Origin of the sequence: Enhydrobacter aerosaccus, assembly GCF_900167455.1 — a bacterium.
Taxonomy (GTDB): Bacteria; Pseudomonadota; Alphaproteobacteria; order Reyranellales; family Reyranellaceae; genus Reyranella; species Reyranella aerosaccus.
On record NZ_FUWJ01000012.1, the window covers coordinates 44910 to 63441 of the forward strand.

The 18532-nt window shown below is 65.5% G+C and carries 21 protein-coding genes; 9 read left to right on the forward strand and 12 right to left on the reverse strand.

All coding sequences use genetic code 11. The features are described 5' to 3' along the window. Window positions 1-3: 3 nt before the first annotated feature. From B5D62_RS27640 to B5D62_RS27650, 3 genes are all read right to left on the reverse strand, one after another. A complete protein-coding gene (locus B5D62_RS27640; protein ID WP_085937299.1) occupies window positions 4-366 on the reverse strand; it encodes a hypothetical protein in 363 nt (120 codons plus the stop codon). Window positions 367-883: 517 nt separating this feature from the next. Further along, entirely contained in the window at window positions 884-1393 is a 510-nt protein-coding gene (locus tag B5D62_RS27645) for a helix-turn-helix domain-containing protein (protein WP_085937300.1), read from the reverse strand. Between the two features lie 204 nt (window positions 1394-1597). Then, the gene (locus B5D62_RS27650; protein ID WP_170921172.1) at window positions 1598-2590 is read right to left on the reverse strand and encodes an ABC transporter substrate-binding protein; all 993 of its coding nucleotides are present in this window, start codon (window positions 2588-2590) and stop codon (window positions 1598-1600) included. Between the two features lie 171 nt (window positions 2591-2761). On the opposite strand from B5D62_RS27650, the gene ilvD reads away from it, so the two are divergent. Next, window positions 2762-4501, forward strand: a complete 1740-nt coding sequence (gene ilvD, locus B5D62_RS27655; RefSeq protein ID WP_218191353.1) for a dihydroxy-acid dehydratase — start codon at window positions 2762-2764, stop codon at window positions 4499-4501. A gap of 47 nt (window positions 4502-4548) precedes the next feature. Further along, window positions 4549-5880 carry an MFS transporter gene (locus B5D62_RS27660; protein WP_085937302.1) on the forward strand — a complete coding sequence of 444 codons (1332 nt, stop codon included), beginning with the start codon at window positions 4549-4551 and terminating at the stop codon, window positions 5878-5880. A gap of 30 nt (window positions 5881-5910) precedes the next feature. Here B5D62_RS27660 and B5D62_RS27665 read toward each other — a convergent pair whose 3' ends face one another. Further along, a complete protein-coding gene (locus B5D62_RS27665) occupies window positions 5911-6768 on the reverse strand; it encodes a LysR family transcriptional regulator (RefSeq protein ID WP_085937303.1) in 858 nt (285 codons plus the stop codon). Between the two features lie 95 nt (window positions 6769-6863). On the opposite strand from B5D62_RS27665, the gene B5D62_RS27670 reads away from it, so the two are divergent. Continuing rightward, window positions 6864-7766 carry a DMT family transporter gene (locus B5D62_RS27670; RefSeq protein WP_085937304.1) on the forward strand — a complete coding sequence of 301 codons (903 nt, stop codon included), beginning with the start codon at window positions 6864-6866 and terminating at the stop codon, window positions 7764-7766. Between the two features lie 112 nt (window positions 7767-7878). On the opposite strand, the gene B5D62_RS27675 is transcribed toward B5D62_RS27670, so the two are convergent. The 6 genes from B5D62_RS27675 to B5D62_RS27695 form a co-directional block, all read right to left on the reverse strand. Then, window positions 7879-8439, reverse strand: coding sequence for a CBS domain-containing protein (locus B5D62_RS27675; protein ID WP_218191355.1), 561 nt, complete (start codon window positions 8437-8439; stop codon window positions 7879-7881). Between the two features lie 110 nt (window positions 8440-8549). Further along, a complete protein-coding gene (locus B5D62_RS27680; protein ID WP_085937305.1) occupies window positions 8550-8960 on the reverse strand; it encodes a hypothetical protein in 411 nt (136 codons plus the stop codon). Between the two features lie 168 nt (window positions 8961-9128). Beyond that, window positions 9129-9494, reverse strand: coding sequence for a hypothetical protein (locus tag B5D62_RS27685; protein WP_085937306.1), 366 nt, complete (start codon window positions 9492-9494; stop codon window positions 9129-9131). Between the two features lie 163 nt (window positions 9495-9657). Beyond that, the gene (locus tag B5D62_RS27690) at window positions 9658-10050 is read right to left on the reverse strand and encodes a hypothetical protein (protein WP_085937307.1); all 393 of its coding nucleotides are present in this window, start codon (window positions 10048-10050) and stop codon (window positions 9658-9660) included. A gap of 77 nt (window positions 10051-10127) precedes the next feature. Further along, a complete protein-coding gene (locus B5D62_RS33120; RefSeq protein ID WP_139374120.1) occupies window positions 10128-10520 on the reverse strand; it encodes a hypothetical protein in 393 nt (130 codons plus the stop codon). A 457-nt stretch (window positions 10521-10977) separates the two neighbouring features. Next, window positions 10978-11430, reverse strand: a complete 453-nt coding sequence (locus B5D62_RS27695) for a hypothetical protein (protein WP_085937308.1) — start codon at window positions 11428-11430, stop codon at window positions 10978-10980. A gap of 327 nt (window positions 11431-11757) precedes the next feature. Here B5D62_RS27695 and trxC point away from each other — a divergent pair, with 327 nt between their 5' ends. Both trxC and B5D62_RS27705 read left to right on the forward strand, forming a co-directional pair. Beyond that, window positions 11758-12204, forward strand: a complete 447-nt coding sequence (gene trxC / locus B5D62_RS27700) for a thioredoxin TrxC (protein WP_085937309.1) — start codon at window positions 11758-11760, stop codon at window positions 12202-12204. 23 nt (window positions 12205-12227) lie between these two features. After that, window positions 12228-12485, forward strand: a complete 258-nt coding sequence (locus B5D62_RS27705) for a hypothetical protein (RefSeq protein ID WP_085937310.1) — start codon at window positions 12228-12230, stop codon at window positions 12483-12485. A 12-nt stretch (window positions 12486-12497) separates the two neighbouring features. On the opposite strand, the gene B5D62_RS27710 is transcribed toward B5D62_RS27705, so the two are convergent. Beyond that, the gene (locus B5D62_RS27710; RefSeq protein ID WP_170921173.1) at window positions 12498-13820 is read right to left on the reverse strand and encodes a lyase family protein; all 1323 of its coding nucleotides are present in this window, start codon (window positions 13818-13820) and stop codon (window positions 12498-12500) included. A 203-nt stretch (window positions 13821-14023) separates the two neighbouring features. On the opposite strand from B5D62_RS27710, the gene B5D62_RS27715 reads away from it, so the two are divergent. After that, window positions 14024-14908, forward strand: coding sequence for a hypothetical protein (locus tag B5D62_RS27715; RefSeq protein WP_085937312.1), 885 nt, complete (start codon window positions 14024-14026; stop codon window positions 14906-14908). Between the two features lie 18 nt (window positions 14909-14926). Here B5D62_RS27715 and B5D62_RS27720 read toward each other — a convergent pair whose 3' ends face one another. Continuing rightward, window positions 14927-15856, reverse strand: coding sequence for a 1-phosphofructokinase family hexose kinase (locus B5D62_RS27720; protein WP_085937313.1), 930 nt, complete (start codon window positions 15854-15856; stop codon window positions 14927-14929). Window positions 15857-16100: 244 nt separating this feature from the next. On the opposite strand from B5D62_RS27720, the gene B5D62_RS27725 reads away from it, so the two are divergent. From B5D62_RS27725 to B5D62_RS27735, 3 genes are read left to right on the forward strand one after another with little or no spacing between them, the layout of a single operon-like run. Further along, window positions 16101-17237, forward strand: a complete 1137-nt coding sequence (locus tag B5D62_RS27725; protein WP_085937314.1) for a 4Fe-4S dicluster domain-containing protein — start codon at window positions 16101-16103, stop codon at window positions 17235-17237. Continuing rightward, on the forward strand, window positions 17227-17694 hold the full coding sequence (locus B5D62_RS27730) for a cyclic nucleotide-binding domain-containing protein (RefSeq protein ID WP_218191356.1): 468 nt from the start codon (window positions 17227-17229) through the stop codon (window positions 17692-17694). Before B5D62_RS27725 ends, B5D62_RS27730 begins: the two co-directional genes overlap by 11 nt. Further along, window positions 17672-18532 carry an FAD/NAD(P)-binding protein gene (locus B5D62_RS27735; RefSeq protein ID WP_085937315.1) on the forward strand — a complete coding sequence of 287 codons (861 nt, stop codon included), beginning with the start codon at window positions 17672-17674 and terminating at the stop codon, window positions 18530-18532. The genes B5D62_RS27730 and B5D62_RS27735 overlap by 23 nt, the downstream gene beginning before the upstream one ends.

Below are 18532 nucleotides of genomic sequence, written 5' to 3' on the forward strand. Positions count from 1 at the left end.
GCCTCAGCGACCGGCGCAGACGGTCCTGGAGGGCAAATCGGGAAGATTGAGCAGCGGGAAGTTGAGGCAGTCTCGGCTGCGGTGCGCGGTAACGTCGACGAACGGCGCAATGGAGAGAGCGATGATCGTCACCAGCGCGGCGACGATCGCAGCTTTAGCGCCCATGAACAGCCTCTTCTGTCGGCGCTCCAGGCCGCGCCACTTCTCGAACAACCACTTCTCGACCTCGCCGCGGTCGATGGCGCCGCAGGGGAAGCCGTGGACGACGTCGCGACGATCGCGGTTGCTGGCATCCAGGCATCGGACGGTCACGGCCCTTGCGCCGATCCGTTCGAGTTCGCGGCGTTGCGGGACGGTCAGTGGCATGATGGCCTCCCTCTCCTGGACTACGGAAAGGCAGCGCGACGAGCGGGCCGCATCCTGCGCCGCCTGCTCTCGCCTGGACGCCGACCCGTACGGGGATCGACGAGATGGACGCCGCCACAGGCCACGCAGGGCTGAGCGACGTAGTGATCGGCCGGAGGGAGACCCTCGATCCTGTCCTGAACGAGGACGTCCTTGAGAGGACAATGGAAGATGACGTGCAACATGGGACGAGCGTTCGACGAAGAGAGCGGAGGCGTGAGCAGGGACCCTCCAGAAAGTGCTCCATGCCAGTACCGGAACGCGGCACCCGTAATGGTTGTACAGATGACGGAATCGCAGACGACCTGCGTTGACTTGAATCAAGCAAGCGGCCTGTCCCGCCCCCGAACGCTGTACGAATTGGTACAGGTCAAAAGAGTGACGCGCGCGTCATGGTTGTAGATGGGCTGATCGAGCCTGCCCAAAATCGAGGCGTGCTGCCTACTCGATGAAGTCAGGCCGGATTTGTCCTATCGGATCAATCGTTCGCCGCCGGCGGCGCGGCCAACAGTTCCTCTTTCAATGCCCCTTGCGGGTTTGCGGCATTGCCAATGCGCCGCACCATCTGGATCACATGGCGGCGCAAGTGATCGTCCCGGATATCGCAAAAGGCCCGCACGAGATTCAGGGTCTCGTGCAGCGCCATGACGTCGAACAGATGCCGGGCATGCTTGCGGATGCGGATTTCGCCCTGATCGATGTCCAATGCCGCCAGCATGTCGTCGAAGAAGTAGGAGACGGGAACGCCCATTGCCGCGGCGAATTCGTACAAGCGGCCGGCACTCAGGCTGTTGGCGCCGATTTCGTATTTCTGGATCTGTTGCGCGCTGAGGCCGACCGCCGCCGCCAGATCCTGCTGGTTCCAGCCCAGCAGGGCTCGCGCCTGGCGCAGCCTGAGGCCGATATAGATATCGACGGGATGGAGTACGGCCATCGACTTCGCCGGCGACGACGGAAGAGGATCGACACGCAACTGATGCAGACTCATACGCAACGCTCGAACTTAAAAAAAAGTGCCCTCGGCCGATAGGCCGAGGGACACAAGGAGGAAGGACCATATCCGACTGGAGATCGGACGCGCCGCCCGGGCTGATGGGAGCCGTGGGCGACGCGCTGTCAGCGAAGCAAATTCAAGACCAGAGTCGGGCGCGTCATGATCACAAGGCTGCGACCGGCGAGGCCAGCGCCTCCATTACTCGACGATCCGGTCCGCGCGGCCGAGAATCGATGGCGGAAAGGTAAGCCCCAGCCGTTTGGCAGTCTTGAGATTGACCGAGAGCAGGAAGGTGGTCGCCTGGTAGAAGGGAATCTCGCCCGGCTTCGCGCCGCGCAGGATGGCAGCGATATCGGCGGCGGCCTGACGATTGAGTTCGGCAAGGTCGAAGGAATAGGCCATCAGGCCGCCTGCCTGCACCGCTTCGGGGAAAGTGTGCATCGCCGGCAGGCGTAGCGCGGCAAGCGCCGACAGGATGGTGGTCTCGTTGGCCATGGTGTCGGCACTGTCCCCCACCATCATGGCCTGGGCGCCGTCCCGCGCCGCACCGGCGATGGCGGCGCGATAAGCACCCTCGGTGGTCGGTTGCTCGAGCAGCACCGGCGTCAGCGCAATCTCGGCCGTCCGGGCCGCGGCCTGCACGCCGGCTCCCTGAACCATCTGCCACGCGATACGCATGCCCAAATAAGCGAGCTTCGAGAGCTTGGGCACGACCTCACGCAACAGCTCGATGCGCTTGCCGTAGATCGACGGCCCGGTATCGACACTGACGCCGGTGAAGTTGCCGCCGGGCCGCGCCAGGCTTTGCGCGACGCCGAGGGCGACCGGATCGCTGCTGATGGCCACAACGGGAATGGTGGTCAGGCCCCTGAAATAGGTAAGTGCTCCGATGGCATAGATGACATCGGGAGCGCTGCGGACGATCTCGGCCGCCATGGCCTCGAGTCCGGCCGCCGTCTGCTCCTTGCCGTAGCGCTCGACGGTGAGGTTCTGCCCTTCGACAAAGCCGAGCCGGCGCAATTCCTCGAACAGCACGCGGTAATACGCATTGGGCCCATCCTCGCGCATCAGGCCGGTCGATTCCGACGGGCTGAAGATCGCCAGCCGCCGCTGCTTCCCGCCCGACTGCGCCCGCGCCGTCGAAGCGGCCGCCAGCGACAGGCCACCGCCCAGAAGTTCGCGCCGTCTCATTCGTTCTCCCTCCCCAGGGGCCCCCTCCCCATAAGCTCGAAGCCTATCACGCGACGAGACAGGCGGCGCAGCCTTATGAAAGGACGTTGTTACGGTCATCACGCCATTTGACTTCAGTCCCCGTCCCGTCTGCGCCATAGGCCGTTGCTCAAACAAAAGAGGAAACGGGCGATGGATGGGCAACAACGGGATCCGGACGATGGCGACGAAAACCCGATGCGGCCCAGCCACGCCGTCACCCGCGGCGCCGCACGTGCGCCCAACCGGTCCTATCTGCGCGCGATGGGACTGACGGATCGCGAGCTCTCTCGCCCCTTCGTCGGAATCGCCGGCACCTGGGCCGAGACGGCGCCCTGCCACATCGGCCTCGGCCGCCAGGCGCAGGCCATCAAGCGCGGGGTCATCGCGGCCGGCGGCACGCCGCGCGAGTTCAACACCATCGCCGTGACCGACGGCATCGCGATGGGTCATATCGGCATGAAATACTCCCTGCCCAGCCGCGAGCTGATCGCCGACTCGGTCGAGATGGTGGTACGCGGCCATGCCTATGATGCGGTGGTGGCGCTGGGGGCCTGCGACAAGACCTTGCCCGGCCTCATGATGGGCATGGTCCGCCTCGACCTGCCGGCAGTGTTCCTCTATGGCGGCTCGATCCTGCCCGGCCGGCCCCGTGGCCGCGACCTCACGGTCCAGGACGTGTTCGAGGCCGTGGGACGTCACTCGGCCGGCGAGATCGACGACGCCGAACTGGCCGCGATCGAAGGCACCGCCTGCCCTTCCGCCGGCGCCTGCGGCGGGCAGTTCACGGCCAACACCATGGCCTGCGTCTCGGAGGCGATCGGCCTCGCCCTGCCCGGATCGGCGAGTGCCCCCGCCGTCTACGACAGCCGCGACGTCTTCGCCGTACAGTCGGGCGAGTCGGTGATGGCACTGCTCGCGCGCAACATCCGTCCGCGCGACATCGTCACCCGCAGAGCGCTGGAGAACGCAGCGGCGGTGGTCGCCGCAACCGGCGGCTCGACCAATGCGGCGCTACACCTGCCGGCCATCGCGCACGAAGCCGGCATCGACTTCGATCTCCATGCCGTGGCCGCCGTGTTCCGGCGCACGCCCCTCGTCGCCGATCTCAAGCCCGGCGGCCGTTACGTGGCGAAGGATTTCCACGAAGCGGGCGGATTGCCGGCATTGATGAAGCTGCTGCTCGAGGGCGGCCATCTGCATGGCGACTGCCTGACGGTCAGCGGCAGGACGATTGCCGAGAACCTCGCCGCGATCGTCGTCGATCCCGACCAGCCGGTCCTTCACCCGCCCGCGGCGCCGCTGTCGCCGACCGGCGGTGTCGTCGGCCTCAAGGGCACACTGGCGCCGCAGGGCGCGATCGTAAAGGTCGCGGGCCTGAAGCAGCTTCGCTTCCGCGGCCCGGCCCTCGTCTTCGATCGGGAAGAGGACGCATTCGCCGCCGTACAGGCACATGCCTATCGGCCGGGCTCGGTCATCGTCATCCGCTACGAAGGACCTCATGGTGGACCGGGGATGCGCGAGATGCTGGCGACCACCGCCGCGATCTACGGTCAGGGAATGGGAGAAACGGTCGCGCTGATCACCGACGGCCGTTTCTCGGGCGCGACGCGCGGCTTCTGCGTCGGACATGTCGGGCCGGAAGCAGCGGCGGGCGGGCCGATCGCGCTGGTCCGAAACGGCGACATCATCACCATCGATGCCGAAGCCGGCACTCTCGATGTCGAGCTGAGCGAGGCCGACCTGCTGCAACGACACGCCGCCTGGAGGCCACGTCCGCCGACGATCACGTCCGGCGCGCTGTGGCGCTATGCGCAGGTGGTTGGCAATGCCGTCGACGGTGCCGTCACCCATCCGGGCGTGCGTTCCGGGGAGAGGCGAATCGACAGCTAGCCAAGATCACAAAACATAAATAAATCGGGCGCAAGCGGGAGGAATCGATGAGTGTGAGTACGAGTACGAGTGGACGCGCGGACGACGGGCTGTATCGCAAGATCGGGATGCGGCTCATCCCCTTCATGATGGTGCTGTACCTGGTCGCGTTCCTGGACCGGGTGAATATCGGCTTCGCCGCGCTCACCATGAATGCCGATGTCGGCCTGTCGCCCACCATCTACGGCTGGGGCGCCGGCATCTTCTTCTTCGGCTATTTCATCTTCGAGGTGCCGAGCAACGTCATCCTGGAGAAGGTCGGCGCCCGTCTCTGGATCGCGCGCATCATGATCACCTGGGGCGTGGTGTCGGCTGCGATGGCATTCATCAGCGGACCGTGGAGCTTCTTCATCCTGCGCTTCCTGCTCGGCGTGGCCGAGGCCGGCTTCCTGCCCGGCATGATTCTCTATCTGACCTACTGGTATCCTGCTGCCGAGCGCGCGAAGTTCATCGGCCTGTTCATGGCCGCGGTGCCTCTCGCCACAGTCGTCGGCGCTCCGGTGTCGGGACTCATCATCGGAATCAACGACACGCTTGGCCTCAAGGGCTGGCAATGGCTGTTCATCCTCGAAGGCCTGCCTTCGTGCCTGCTCGGACTTGCGGTCCTGCGGCTGCTGCCGGACGGACCTCGGCAGGCCGACTGGCTGACGCCCCAGGAGCGCGCCGTGCTCGAGGACCGGCTGGCCCAGGATCGCGAGGCGCATCCGGTCGGTACGCATCATGCGCTGTGGCCGGCCCTGATCGACGGTCGCGTGCTTCTCCTCGGCCTCGTCTATTTCGGCATCGTGATCGGACTCTACGGCATCGGCCTATGGTTGCCGCAGATCATCAAGGCGATGGGCTTCTCCAACGCCCAGGTCGGCTACATCACCGCGCTGCCCTATCTCGCCAGCGCGCTGGCCATGATGTACTGGGGCCGGCGCAGTGACCGGACCGGCGAGCGCGTCTGGCACGTGGCCCTCGCCGCTGGCGCCAGTGCGCTGGGCTTCGTCGGCAGCATCTACACCGGCTCGCACGTCGTGGCGCTTTGCTGCCTCGGCCTGGCGGCCGTCGGCATCTACGCGACGCTGGGACCGTTCTGGGCCATGCCGCCCCTGTTCCTGCGCGGCACGGCGGCCGCCGGCGGCATCGCGCTGATCAATGCGGTCGGCAATCTCGGCGGCTTCGCTGGCCCCTATCTCGTCGGCTGGATCAAGGAAAGCACGGGCAGCTACAATGCCGGCATGGGCGTCCTGGCCTGCGGACTCGCCGCCGCCGCGATCCTGGCCCTGGTGCTGGGCCGCTTCTTGCCCTCATCACAGCGAGGCCAGGCGGTCGGACAGCCCGTCTCTCCGGGCTGAGACGCGGCCGCTGCTATCCGGCGACGGCGCTCAGGCCGTCGTCGCCAGGGCCGAGCCGAGATGGTCGGCCAACAGTGTCGCCGCGCGCGAAAGGTTCGAGGCACGGTGCAGGCGGATATCCGCCGCCGGCAGTCGCGGCAGGCCATCGCGGTCGGACAGCGCGCGCAGGCGCGACGGGAAGGTGCCGGCCTTGACCACCGTCACCGCGAGGCCCTGGGCGGTGACGGCCTCGACCGCTGCCAGGCTGTGACTGACGAAGGCGAGGCGCCAGGACCGTCGCCTCGCATCGAGCGCCTCCGTCGCCCATTTGCGAAACAGACAGCCTTGCGGATAGAGCGCAACGGGCAGCGGATCCAGGGTCTCGGTCGCGTGCGCCGGACTGGCCGCCCAGACCGCCTGCTCGCGGCGCAGAAATTCGCCACCGCCGCGACCTTCGGGATGCATCGCGATCACGAGATCGAAGGCTTCGCCGAGACGATCCGGCATCGATGCCGTCAGCCCGGTCTGCATCTCGATGTGAATGCCCGGATAGCCGGCGACGAAGTCGGACAGCAGGGCCGGCACGACCAGCGTCCCATAATCGTCCATGACCCCCAGCCGGACGATGCCCTCGATCCGGTGCTCGCGCAGACGGCCGACCGCTTCGTCATTCAGGATCAGGATCCGGCGCGCATAGCCCAGCAGGCTTTCGCCAGCGGCGCTCAGATCGACGTTGACCTTGGTGCGATGGAACAGCTCCGCCCCGAGCCGCTCTTCGAGGCGCTTGATCTGCATGCTGACCGCGGACTGCGTGCGGTTGAGCATGGCGGCAGCACGCGTGAAGGAGCGATGGTCGGCCACCGCAATGAAAGCCTTCAGCAGGTCGGGATCGAGGGCAGGCAGGCTCATCAAGAATCCTGATAAAGATCATCATGGGAATTCGATTCCGGAATTATAGCGCCCTTCGATAGCCTGCCGGCAACCGTGGATTTGGAGGGCCTGAAATGGGTGAAATCTGGGGTGTGCTGGCTGCCGTGCTGTCGAGCGGTCTCGGCGGCACCGCCATCGGCGCCACCCGCTATGTCATCGGGGCCAGCGATGCGCTGACCATCGGCGCCTTCCGCTTCGGCATCGGCTTCGCGTTCCTCCTGCCGCTGGCGCTGAGGCAGCGCGCGCGATGGCCGGCCCGTGCCGACTGGCCGGCCGTCATCGCCCTCGGCCTCCTGTTCTTCGGGCTCTTTCCGATCCTGTTCAATGCCTCGCTGTTGTTCACGACGGCGGCGCGAGGCGCGCTCGCCCTGTCGACCCTGCCGCTGCTGACCATGGCCGTCGGCGCCGGGCTGAAGGTCGAGCCTCTGACCGGGCGCAAGACGGCAGGCGTGCTGATCGCCATGGCGGGCGTTGCCGTCGCCCTGCTCTCCGGCCTCGCGACCGCGCCGGTTGGGGCCTGGCGTGGCGACCTCCTGATGGTGGGCGCCGCCCTGTGCATGGCGCTGTACAATGTCTGGTCGAAGCCCTTCATCCGGCGTTCGGGCCCGCTTCACTTCACGACGATGGGAATGGGCGTGGGTGCCCTCTGCCTTGCGGTCGTCTCCGCCATCCGCGGTGGGTTCGCCGCAGTCGGCGCTTTCGACGGCGCCCAGTGGCTGGCGATCGCCTATCTCGGCATCTTCGGCGCCGCGATCATCTTCTTTCTCTGGGCCTACGCGCTGGAGCGCACCACACCGACTCGGGTCGCGATCTCCGTGGCGGTCAATCCCGTCACCGCATCGCTGGTCGGCGCTGTCCTTCTCGCCGAGCCGATTGCCTGGAACCTGATCGTCGGGCTGGTCACCGTCCTCGGCGGCATCACGCTTGCGACCACCACGGGACGACGCTGCGTCGATCCGTTACCGGCAGCCGATTAATCGACGCGCCGCTCGAGCTTCGAAACTTCAGCCTCGTACGACGACCGCGCGCCTCGACCTTTCGAGGCCGAGGCGCGCAGCCTTCGTCGCGAGCTGCCCTGCGACGCACCGATTATCGTTCGTTGGGGGCGTAGCGCCGGCCGCCATCGCCATAGCCGCCGGTCCCGTACAGATAGTCATAGCCCTCGTTGCGGTAACTCTCCGACGGCTCGCCTGCATACCGTCCGCCCAGCTCATCGAAATCCTGGTCACGGTCCTGTTCCGAAGGCTCCGAGATCGAGCGCAGGGCATCGTCGGTACCAGGCGCGCGCTCGGTAATGAGGTCGCCCAAGCTGACCACGCCGACCAGCCTCTTCGCCCGATCGACGACCGGCATGCGGCGAATCTGCATATAGGCCATCTCCTGCTCGACCTTCTCGACGGAATCGTCCTCGAAACACCAGCAGATGTCGTCGGTCATCACCTCGTGTACCCGAGCCAGCACCGGCGACTCGCCGGCCGCCGTGGAGCGCACGACGATGTCGCGGTCGGTGATCAGGCCGACCAGCCGTTCCCCATTGCAGACCGGCAAGGCTCCCACGTTCAAGTCGTCCATCTTCTGCGCCGCCTCGCACACGCTGGCGTAGGGAGAGATGGTGGCCACGTTTGTCGTCATGACATCGCTGACTTGCATCCTGTCCTCCTCGCTTCGTTGCCTCCTCTCCGGATCAACTTCCCACCGGGGGGCGAGGTTACAAGAGACGGAGTCCACGGGCGGAAATGACAGGGAGGACGGCGAATGCCTCAGTGCAGGCTCCGGTCGCTCCGCCTGTCGGTCCGCCGGCCAACGCTCATCTTCATGGCCGTCAGCTCCGGAACCGTATCCTTGATATCGTCGAAGAACATCGCGAGGTAACGCGGAAGGATCTGGCGGACCGCTTCGCTGGGAGCGAGGTCGTCATCATCAGGGAGGATCGACACGCTCTCGCCGCCGAACGTCCACAACATCGGTTCGTGAGGTTCGCCCGGTGCATCCATGATCGCCAGCAGGCCGAAGGCGACGGCCTGCTGCTCCCGTGCGATCGCGACGGTCCAAAAGTCGTAGGCCGGATCGGCCAGGGCAAAAGCGATCGTGGCCGTGATCCCTGACGGCAAAGGGACCCGGTATTCGCGCCACGCGCGAGTGCCCGGAAGATGGAGGCGACGCATCTTCATTCGACCTGCAATCCCTAGACCAAGAGTCTCGGTCTGGCTACTCCCTCGAGGGGCAACAGGCTCGAGCACAAGTTCACACGTGATGAACTTGACCGCGCAACCGCTGGCGATGCCGACGTCCAGAGTCGGTTGGTCGGCTACTGCTTGCAGTCCGACAAGCGTCTCGGCTCACTGCGGGTAGGGGACGGACGAGGACTCGGGATAGGCGCGCTGATGCAGGACATAGCGCGTGGCCTGCATCGTTGCGTCCTTGCGGATCGCCTCCGTGATCTCGGCCTCGCCGCTGGGATCGGCCGTGGACATGGCCTGGATCAGACGATCGTTCTGGGCGTTGCAAGAGGCAGCGGCGGCGCGTCCGACGGTGTCGGCGGCGGAGGCGCGATCGTCCTGCTGACGGGCCTGCGCCCTCAGGCAGGCATCCCGAGTCTCACGTTCGCGATTGATGAAACGCGACAGATGGCCGTTCTCGTACGCCGGAGCACAGGCCTGGAGAAGAAGCGCGGAGGACAGCGCAAGCACGAAAGAGAAGCGCATGAATGTGTCTTGCCTTTGGGCGAGAGGGTAAGGCAGATGCCGGATGGTAGCCGTTGCCTTTGAATAGCTGGCTTTCTGGGTGTTTTTTATGGCCGTCGTGCGGCACCTCAGCCCAAAGCAATCGTTGGACCAAGTTGGTTCAAGCCGGCTCGGCCGGCCCGCCCTAATGCAGCGTCGTGTCGCCAAGGCATGGCATGAGGACCTCTCTCGCGGCGAGCTGCGGCGCAAGATCCTTGATATCGTCGAAGAACATCGCGAAGTACCGCGGCAGGACGCGCTTCACCTCTTCGCTGTGATCCGGATCGTCCCGCTCGCAGATGATCGACAGACGGTCCTGTTCGACGGTCCACAGGACGGCTTTCTCGGGTGCATCGGGAACATCGTCGATCGCCAACATGCCAAAGGCAAGGGCACCGCGCTGGCGCGCGACAACCGCGGGCCACGCCTCATGATCGGGATCGCCGAGGGTGAAGGACAGGGTCGCCGTGACATGCGACGGCAAATGCACCTGATATTCGCGCCATGCCAGAGCGCCGGGCACAACCAGATCATTCATCAGGTTCGTCTCCCCGTGGAGGATTGTCCCTATGGTCAGAGTAGCGGTCCGACGCCGCGTCGCCGTACGGCAGCCTGTCAGTGCAGACTCCTGCCGAGCGACCGGCGCAAGATCCTTCTTCCTTCGGCCAGTTCAGGAGCGACATCTCCAACCTCGTCGAGAAACCTGGCAAAACAGCCTGGCAAAGCTTCCTGTACGTCTTCGCCGGGGTGCGGTTTGCCGTTGTCAGGCACGAGCGACAACCCGCCGTGGTCAAGTATCCAGAAGACTGCTTCTTCAGCTTCGCCGGGTACATCGACGACAGCCAGGAGGCCGAACGCCAGCGGTTCCCGACTTCCGGTGATCGCTGCCGGCCAGAAATCACAGCTCGGATCGCCCAGCGCGAAAGCAATCGTTGCGGTGCGCCCCGAAGACAAGCGTACCCTATATTCGCGGCAGGCGATCGTCCCTGAAAGGCGCCGGTTGCTCATTGCCCATCGTCCCACAGAGCCAACCTCTCATCCTCATGCGAGGTTGCATGTTTGACGTCGCATCGATGCTGGTCGGAGTCGATCACAGGCAGGCAGATTGGCTCAGGCAGATCGACTAAGGCAGATTGGGACCGGCGCGGCGACAAACGTCAGCCCGACACCGGTCCCCTCCCCCGCGTCCCCCCGATGCGGGCCCGCGAGTGCCGCCCTGCCAACGTGACCCGGGCAAGTCAACCATCCGCTCGTCGCCGAAAATGGTCCTGCTGTTTGATCGCTATGGTCGTCGCATCTGCAGAAGATTCCGGTCTAGGAGAGCCCGTCCGTTGCTCCTCCCGGCTGGGCCCTGGCGTTGCCCGGAAGCGCCGCCAGCCAGAACATGATGCGCGCGGAGCCGGAGCCGTCGCTTGATCTGAATCAAGAACGTCGCGCTTGGTACGTTTTCATGCCGTCGCGATGATCAACTGCCCCCGGCACCCGGAAGGAAGCAGTAGATGTAATTCGTTTCGCGATGCGCACAGATGTGCGCGTGCAACGGATCGCGATTGAGATGTGGATCGAGCACCGCCTGCGGCGGCACCGGTATCCAGGTCCCGTCGAGCCAGACGCGCCAGGTGCCGTCGCTGTCCTGCCGTGCCTGCGCCGGCCGGCAATCGCCGTGGTCGGCGTCGCCGTTGCAGCAGCTGACGCCGCGGTGATCGCGCAACTGGCTGTACCAATCGTGATTCAGGGAGTGGCCATGGCCCCACTTGCCATCCGGTCGATCGTCCAGCGCATCGGTCGTGTCGCCCGCCGTGCAGATCTCGCCCGAGAACCGGGAGCGCTGCTGAGCGCGTATATCATTATGGAGAAAGATCATGCCACCGATCAGCAGCACCGACAGCGCAAGAAACGCCAAGCGGCCTTTGTTCATCGACCATGCTCCGCTCCCCACCGGTGACCCACGCGCCAACGCGATCTTCGGTACGAAGTTCCGTGGTAACGCCGGTCACAGCCTGAGCCGGATGCCGCAGCCATTCCAATCGTTGTCGCCGATCGCTGTGCAAGTTCGAGCGAGTCTTGGCTGCCGCCGCGGCCGTACGCTCTAGTACGCGGAAGGTCAGCTTGCGATGGCTCATGAGCCAGATGATTTGACTTGCCTCAAGGAAGGCCGCGCAAAGCCGATCATAATGCATGTTGACTTCCGAGGATCAGGCTGGCTTGCCGGTCCTCGACGGATCCGTTCCCATCGAGGCATGCGATGTCCGAGACGCTGCTCGTAGCCTGTCCACGCTGTCACACGCTCAACCGCGCGCCGCGGGAGAAGCTGGCGGGCGGTGCGTCGGGCAAATGCGGCAAATGCGGTGCGGCCTTGTTCGACGGCCACCCCGTGACACTGTCGGCGGCGAACTTCGAGCCGCACGCGGTGGAGAGCGATATTCCGTTGCTGGTCGATTTCTGGGCCCCCTGGTGCGGACCCTGCCGGGCGATGGCGCCGCAGTTCGAGCGCGCCGCCGGAGCACTCGAACCGGCCGTGCGACTTGCCAAGCTCAACACCGACGAAGAGCAGGCGTTGGCGTCGCAATTCGGCATCCGCGGCATCCCGACCATGATCCTGTTCAGTCACGGCCGGGAGGTCGCCCGCCAATCCGGCCTGATGGATGCCGCCTCCATCCAGCGTTGGGTCGCGAGCGCGGTCGGGCAATGATGCGTTTCAGGAGAGCAAACATCATGACCAAGTTGCTGCCGGCACTCGTTGTCGCCGGAACCGTGTTGATCACGACGGCGATCGTCAATCTCAGCTATGCCCTGTTCTGGCTCGCCAGTTCCGCCGCGGACACCGCGCCGACCTACGATTGGGGCGGCGCTCTATTCGCTTCGGCCATCGCCAGCATGGTTGTCCTGCTTGCAAGTGCGCTGGCCCAGGACCTTGTCGAGCGCCAGGCGATCCGCGTTCCCGTCCGCGTGCGGCGACTTCCCCGCCGCTAAAGCCGTCGACTATCAGCGCTGCTGGCGCCTCGGTCGACGACCGCCAAGAGCGGCCAGCAGGCGATCGACGAATTTCGGCGAGTAGCCCAGCAGCGCATCGCGGTCGCCGAGTTCCGCCTCGAATCGTCCCAGCGCCTCGACGAAGTTGCCGCCTTTCGACAAGGCTTGCTCGACCAGGAGCTTGGCTTTGTCCTTGCCCATCTTTTCCGCCAGCAGAAAGGTCGCTCGTTCGGCCAGGACCGCGCCGTTTGTACCCTCCAGGTTCGCGCCCATGCGATCGGCGTAGATGGTGAGACCCGGCGCCGCCTCCGCCATCGCCTCGACCGCCGATCCGAAGGCTTCCAGCAAGCCGGCGAGGCTCGGCCACTCCGCCTGCCATCCGCCCAGCGCTCGTTCGTTCTCCTGCGGCATACCGGCGACAATCGTGGCGGCGAGTTGAGGCGCGCGAGCCGCTGCCGTCAGCACCAGCCCGGCGGCAACCGGATTGCGCTTGTGCGGCATCGTCGACGACGCGCCCCGGCCGGGACCTGAAGGTTCGGAAAGCTCCTGAAGCTCGTACTGCATCAGCAACGCGATGTCCTTGGCTGCCTTGCCGAGCGCCCCGACGACCAGCGCCACATCCTGCGCGAACGCGGCAACGCGGACGCGTTGGGTGAACCAGGGCGCCGGCGGTAGCTCGAGTCCCAGGCCCTTGGCCAAGTTCTTCATCACGGGCTCGGCCTTCTTGCCCAACGCCGACAACGAACCCGAGGCACCGCCGAATTGCACGATCTGCGTTTCGGCGTAGCTCTCTTCCAGGCGCCGTGTCGCCCGATCGATATCCGAGGCCCAACCCGCCACCTTCTGTCCGAAGGCCAGGGGCGTGGCCGGCTGCATCAACGTCCGGCCCATCGTCAGCGTCTTGCGATGGGCCTTCGCCAGTGCCGCAAAGGCGGCGACGATGGCGTGCAAGTCCGCGATCAAGGGCGGCACGGCCTGCTGCAGCTGCAGCACCATCGCCGTATCGAGCACATCCTGGCTCGTGGCGCCCCAATGAACATAGCCGGCTGCCGCCTCGTCGCGCTTGCGGACTTCGGCCGTCAGAGCAGACACGACGGCAACGGTCAGCGTCATGCTTCGTCGTGCCACTGGCACCAGTGCCGCAACATCATAAAGCGACGGGTCGCACGCCTTGACGATGGTCGCTGCATGCTTCCTGGGAACGAGGCCGACAGCGGCGACGCTGCGGGCAAGCTCGGCCTCGAACCGGAGCATATGGCGCAAGGTCGCCTCATCGGAAAACGCGTCGGCGACCCTCGTCGAGGCGTTGAGAGCATTCACCAGCCGACCAGACATGGGGATCGCGCTTCCTTTCATTCGGCGGCCAATTGGCACGCTGCCATCTCCCCATCCATACCATACGACGGACAGCGAGGAAGGCGGCTTGCCCTCACGGAACCTCGAGATCGATGTTGATCCACGTCAATCGACTCCGCCGGGAAATCGTCTCTACTGATCGCCGATTTTCCCGCCCAGTACGCTGCAACAGGATGACGACCATGGCCGACACCCTCAATGTCGCACTCGAACAACTCCGGCAGAAGATCGCCCAGGACGGTGGCATGCCCGTCGTCATCGCCCTGCCGGATCTCGAACGGGAATTCCATGGCCTCAGCCTTCACCAGCTGGTGTTGCTGACGGATGCGCCGGCCTTGGGTTCCTTCGCCGAGCTCCGCTCCGCCGAGGGCGGCCGCATCGAGCAGTTCGTGATCGACGGCAAGAACACGGAGCGATGCGAGGCGCTGGCGCGCGACCTGCTTCTCAGCGAGTCGGCCTTGAGTGCGGGCGATGTGCGCGAGGTGCGCCTGCCGGCCGACGGCACGAGCAGCCACATTCTGGTACGGGATCACAACGATATCGTCTATCGGGTGACCGATCAGGAAGCGGTCGTCGATCAGCTTCTCACAAGCGCGTTACAGCACCGTCGGCAGGCACGGCAGGCCCAGCAGCCCGCCCCTGTCGACGCCTCACCCCGCCCCATCGTCATCGAAAATGGAGTGGCCTTCACCGGCACCGCCGGAGAGATCCTCCACGGGCTGGCCGCGGTCCGGGCGCGCAACGGCATTGCGGTCCAGGAGATCGAACGTCTGATCCGGGCGACCGGCCAACGAGATCTCGGGGCCGCCCTCGCGGCGGCGGGCCCGCAGGCTCTGGCGCAATCGCTGACCCGCGTTACCGTGGCTTCGCAGCAGATCGAGTCTCTCATCGAGGCGATGTACCAGCGTATGCGCCTCCTGCTTCAACTGATCGAGGAGGCTCGGATGGGCGGCGAGGCAGAGGCTCCTGCTCGCAGCGCGCCGACAATGACCGCCGCCGCCGATCCAACGGCCGGGATCTCGACGAATCCCGGCGCTGAAATGCCTATCTTCCAGCGGCGGGTCTGAACCGTCGCTCCGCAGCGGTCAGCCGCACGGGACCGGACCGACCAGGGCTTCGACCCCGGCCCGATCGACTTGTGCCGTTCCGGTGGAACGGACCGCCACAGCGCCACAGGCCAGCGCCAGGCGCAACGCAGTTTCCGAGGACCAGCCTGCGGACAGACCGAGGACGAGCCCGGCCAGGAAACTGTCGCCGGCGCCGACACCCGTCCGCTCCGCTGCCGGAATGGCCGGCAGCTCGACGGCTCCTTCCTCGGTAGCGAGTATCGCCCCGGCGGATCCAAGCGTCAGCGCGATCATCCGGGCGGCGCCGGAGCGCACCAGGGCGACTGCCTGGTCCTTTCGCGACATGAGGGTCCGGGCCTTTTCGTCCAGGATCGATTCGAACTCGGACAGGCTCGGCTTGAGCAGGTCGATGCCGCTGCCCAGCGCCGCCGCGAGCGCGCCTCCAGACGTGTCCAGGGCGAACCTCATCCCGCGTTCCGCCGCGATACGCGCGACCTCCCTGTAGAAGGACGACGGCACGCCGGGCGGCAGGCTGCCGCTGGCGACCAGCCAGGACGCCTCGAGCTCGCCGAGCACGTTGAGGATGTTCGCGCAATCTTTGGCCGTCAGCTCCGGGCCCTGCGGGACAAAGCGATATTCGAGGGCGTTCGACTGGTCGCGAACGGTCACGCTGATGCGTGTGACACCGTCGATCCGAATGCTTCGCGTCGGTACATGTGCCGTCGACAGCATGTCCTCGATGTAGCGGCCGGTGACGCCGCCCGAGCAGAGAATGGCGAGGGCTTTCCCGCCCAATTGGGTGACGACGCGGGCTACATTGATGCCGCCGCCACCTGGATCGTATCTCTCTCCAAAAGTGCGCGTCTTATGGCCAGGTCGCACCGACGTCGCTTGGGCGGCGATGTCCAGCGCAGGATTGACGGTAAGCGTTGCAATCAGACCGGACATCGCAATTCAACCAGCAGCGTGCGTTATCGCACTGGCGAGGCTCGCGCCCTTCCAGGCGACGGCATGTTAGGGACCATTCGCCGGAAGACGCTTGATCTGGGTCAAGCTCAATGTCCGGCTCGATCGGCGGACTCAAGCCACTGCGCTTTGCAGACTTCGTCTGACTGACTAGACTGTCACGTCATCGCGTCTCCGATAGGCGACGAGGATCGGAATTCACCTCCAGGTCGGGCCTGAAGGAGAGATGGCCGAATACATCACCTTGGCAGTCGACGGGCTGCAGGCTCTCCTCGATGAACTGAAGCGCCGGGAGTATCGCGTTCTCGGTCCGACCATCCGCGACCAGGCCATTGTCTATGACGACATAGAGAGCTTGCGCGATCTTCCGATGGGTTGGACGGACGAGCAATCCGGCGGCCATTATCGCCTGGTTGCGCGGCAGGACGATGCGATCTTCGGCTACCCCGTCGGTCCTCATAGCTGGAAGAGATTCCTGCATCCTCCGGTGCTGCCGCTGTGGCAGGCCGAGTCCGCCGGGAATAGCGTGCGGATCACGACGACACAGGGGCCTGACCAGCCGTTCGCCTTCATCGGCGTAAGGTCGTGCGATCTGCACGCCATCGCCATTCAGGACCGGGTCCTGATCGGCGGTCAGCATGTCGATCCGTCCTATCGCGATCGACGCAAAGGCGCCTTCATCGTTGCCGTCAATTGTGGCGAGGCCGGCGGGACCTGCTTCTGCGCATCGATGAATACCGGACCCAAGGTCGAGGACGGCTTCGACCTTGCCCTCACCGAGATCGTCATCGACGACCAGCGCCTGTTCCTGACCGAGGTGGGTTCGCCCGCAGGCCGCGACGTGCTGCTGCAGGTGCCGCATCGACCGGCGACGCCCGACGAGATTGCCGCCGCCGATGGCGTCACGGCCCGGACAGCGGCGAGTATGGGCCGCGTCATGCGCTCGGACGATGTACGCGAACTCCTGCTGGGCAATCTCGATCATCCGCGCTGGGACGAGGTTGCCGAGCGATGCTTGACCTGCGGCAACTGCACCATGGTTTGCCCGACCTGCTTCTGCACGTCGGTCGAGGACTCGAGTGACCTACTCAGCGGGAAATCCGGCCGCACACGACACTGGGCGTCGTGCTTCACCCTCGACTTTTCCTATATCCATGGCGGCAGCGTGCGCGGCAGCGCCCGCTCGCGTTACCGTCAATGGATGACCCACAAGCTTGCCTCCTGGGTCGACCAGTTCGGGTCCTCGGGCTGTGTCGGATGCGGTCGATGCATCACCTGGTGCCCGGTCGGAATCGACATTACGGAAGAGGTGCGCGCCATCCGCGAGGATCGACCGGCGGAAAGGACCCATCATGAAGATTGAAGGTCTCGAGAGGATCATCAGCGAGCATCGCTTCTTCGCCGGGTTGGACGACGGCTACTGCAGGCTGGTCTGCGGATGTGCGAAGAACGTCCGCTTCGAGGCCGGCCAATATCTGTTCCATGAAGGCCAGCCGGCGAGCCAGTTCTACCTGCTGCGCCATGGGCGCGTGGCCCTTGAGATTTCGGCTCCGGGCCGGGGAACGATGCAGTTCCAAACGCTGCGCGAGGGCGAGATCGTTGGTGTGTCCTGGCTCATCCCGCCCTACCGCTGGACCTACGACGCCAAGGCCCTCGAACCGGTGCGCGCCATCGCCATGGACGCGACATGCCTGCAGCAGAAATGCGAGGCAGACCATCGCTTCGGCTATGAGATGATGAGGCGATTCGTGCCCGTTCTGGTCGAACGGCTGCACGCTACCCAGCTACAGATCCTCGATGTCTACGGCAATCCTGCCTGACACGCTGCGGGCCGGGCCCGACCCGATGCTACCGCGCCTGGCGACGGTCCGGCGCCGGCGGCGTGACACGTCCCAGGTCTGGACGCTGGACATCGAGGACAGCGTTGTCTCGAACGAGCCTTTCGTGCCGGGTCAGTTCAACATGCTCGGTGTCTTCGGTGTGGGAGAGGTACCGATCAGCCTCAGCGGGGACCCCGCCGTACAAGACCAGCTCGTCCATACGATCCGCGCCGTCGGACCGGTGTCGAAGGCCCTGGTCCGCCTCAAGCCGGGAGAAGTGCTCGGCCTGCGCGGGCCGTTCGGCACCGGCTGGCCGGTGAGCGACGCAGTCGGGCGCGACGTGATCGTGATCGCCGGCGGCCTTGGTCTGGCTCCGCTTCGCCCGGCTCTCTACCGTCTGCTGGCTCAGCGCGAGCGTTACCGGAGCATTCAGCTGCTCTACGGGACGCGCAGCCCGGACGATATCCTGTTCCGGCGCGAGCTTCTGGCGTGGCGGCGCCGGCACGATATCGCCGTCGAGATCACCGTCGACCATGCGCCCGCCGACTGGACCGGCCATGTCGGCGTCGTGACGACGCTGGTCTCGCGGTCGTCTTTCGACCCGGCGCAGGCGATCGCCTTCGTCTGTGGCCCGGAGATCATGATGCGGTTCGCGATCGCCGCATTGGGTCAGGCCGGGCTGGCCGACGAGGCGATCTATCTGTCCATGGAGCGCAACATGCAATGCGCCGTCGGCGTCTGCGGCCACTGCCAGTTCGGCCCCAGCCTGGTCTGCCGCGACGGGCCCGTCTATCGGCACGATCGCGTCCGATCCTTCCTTGGCGTGAAGGAGCTCTGA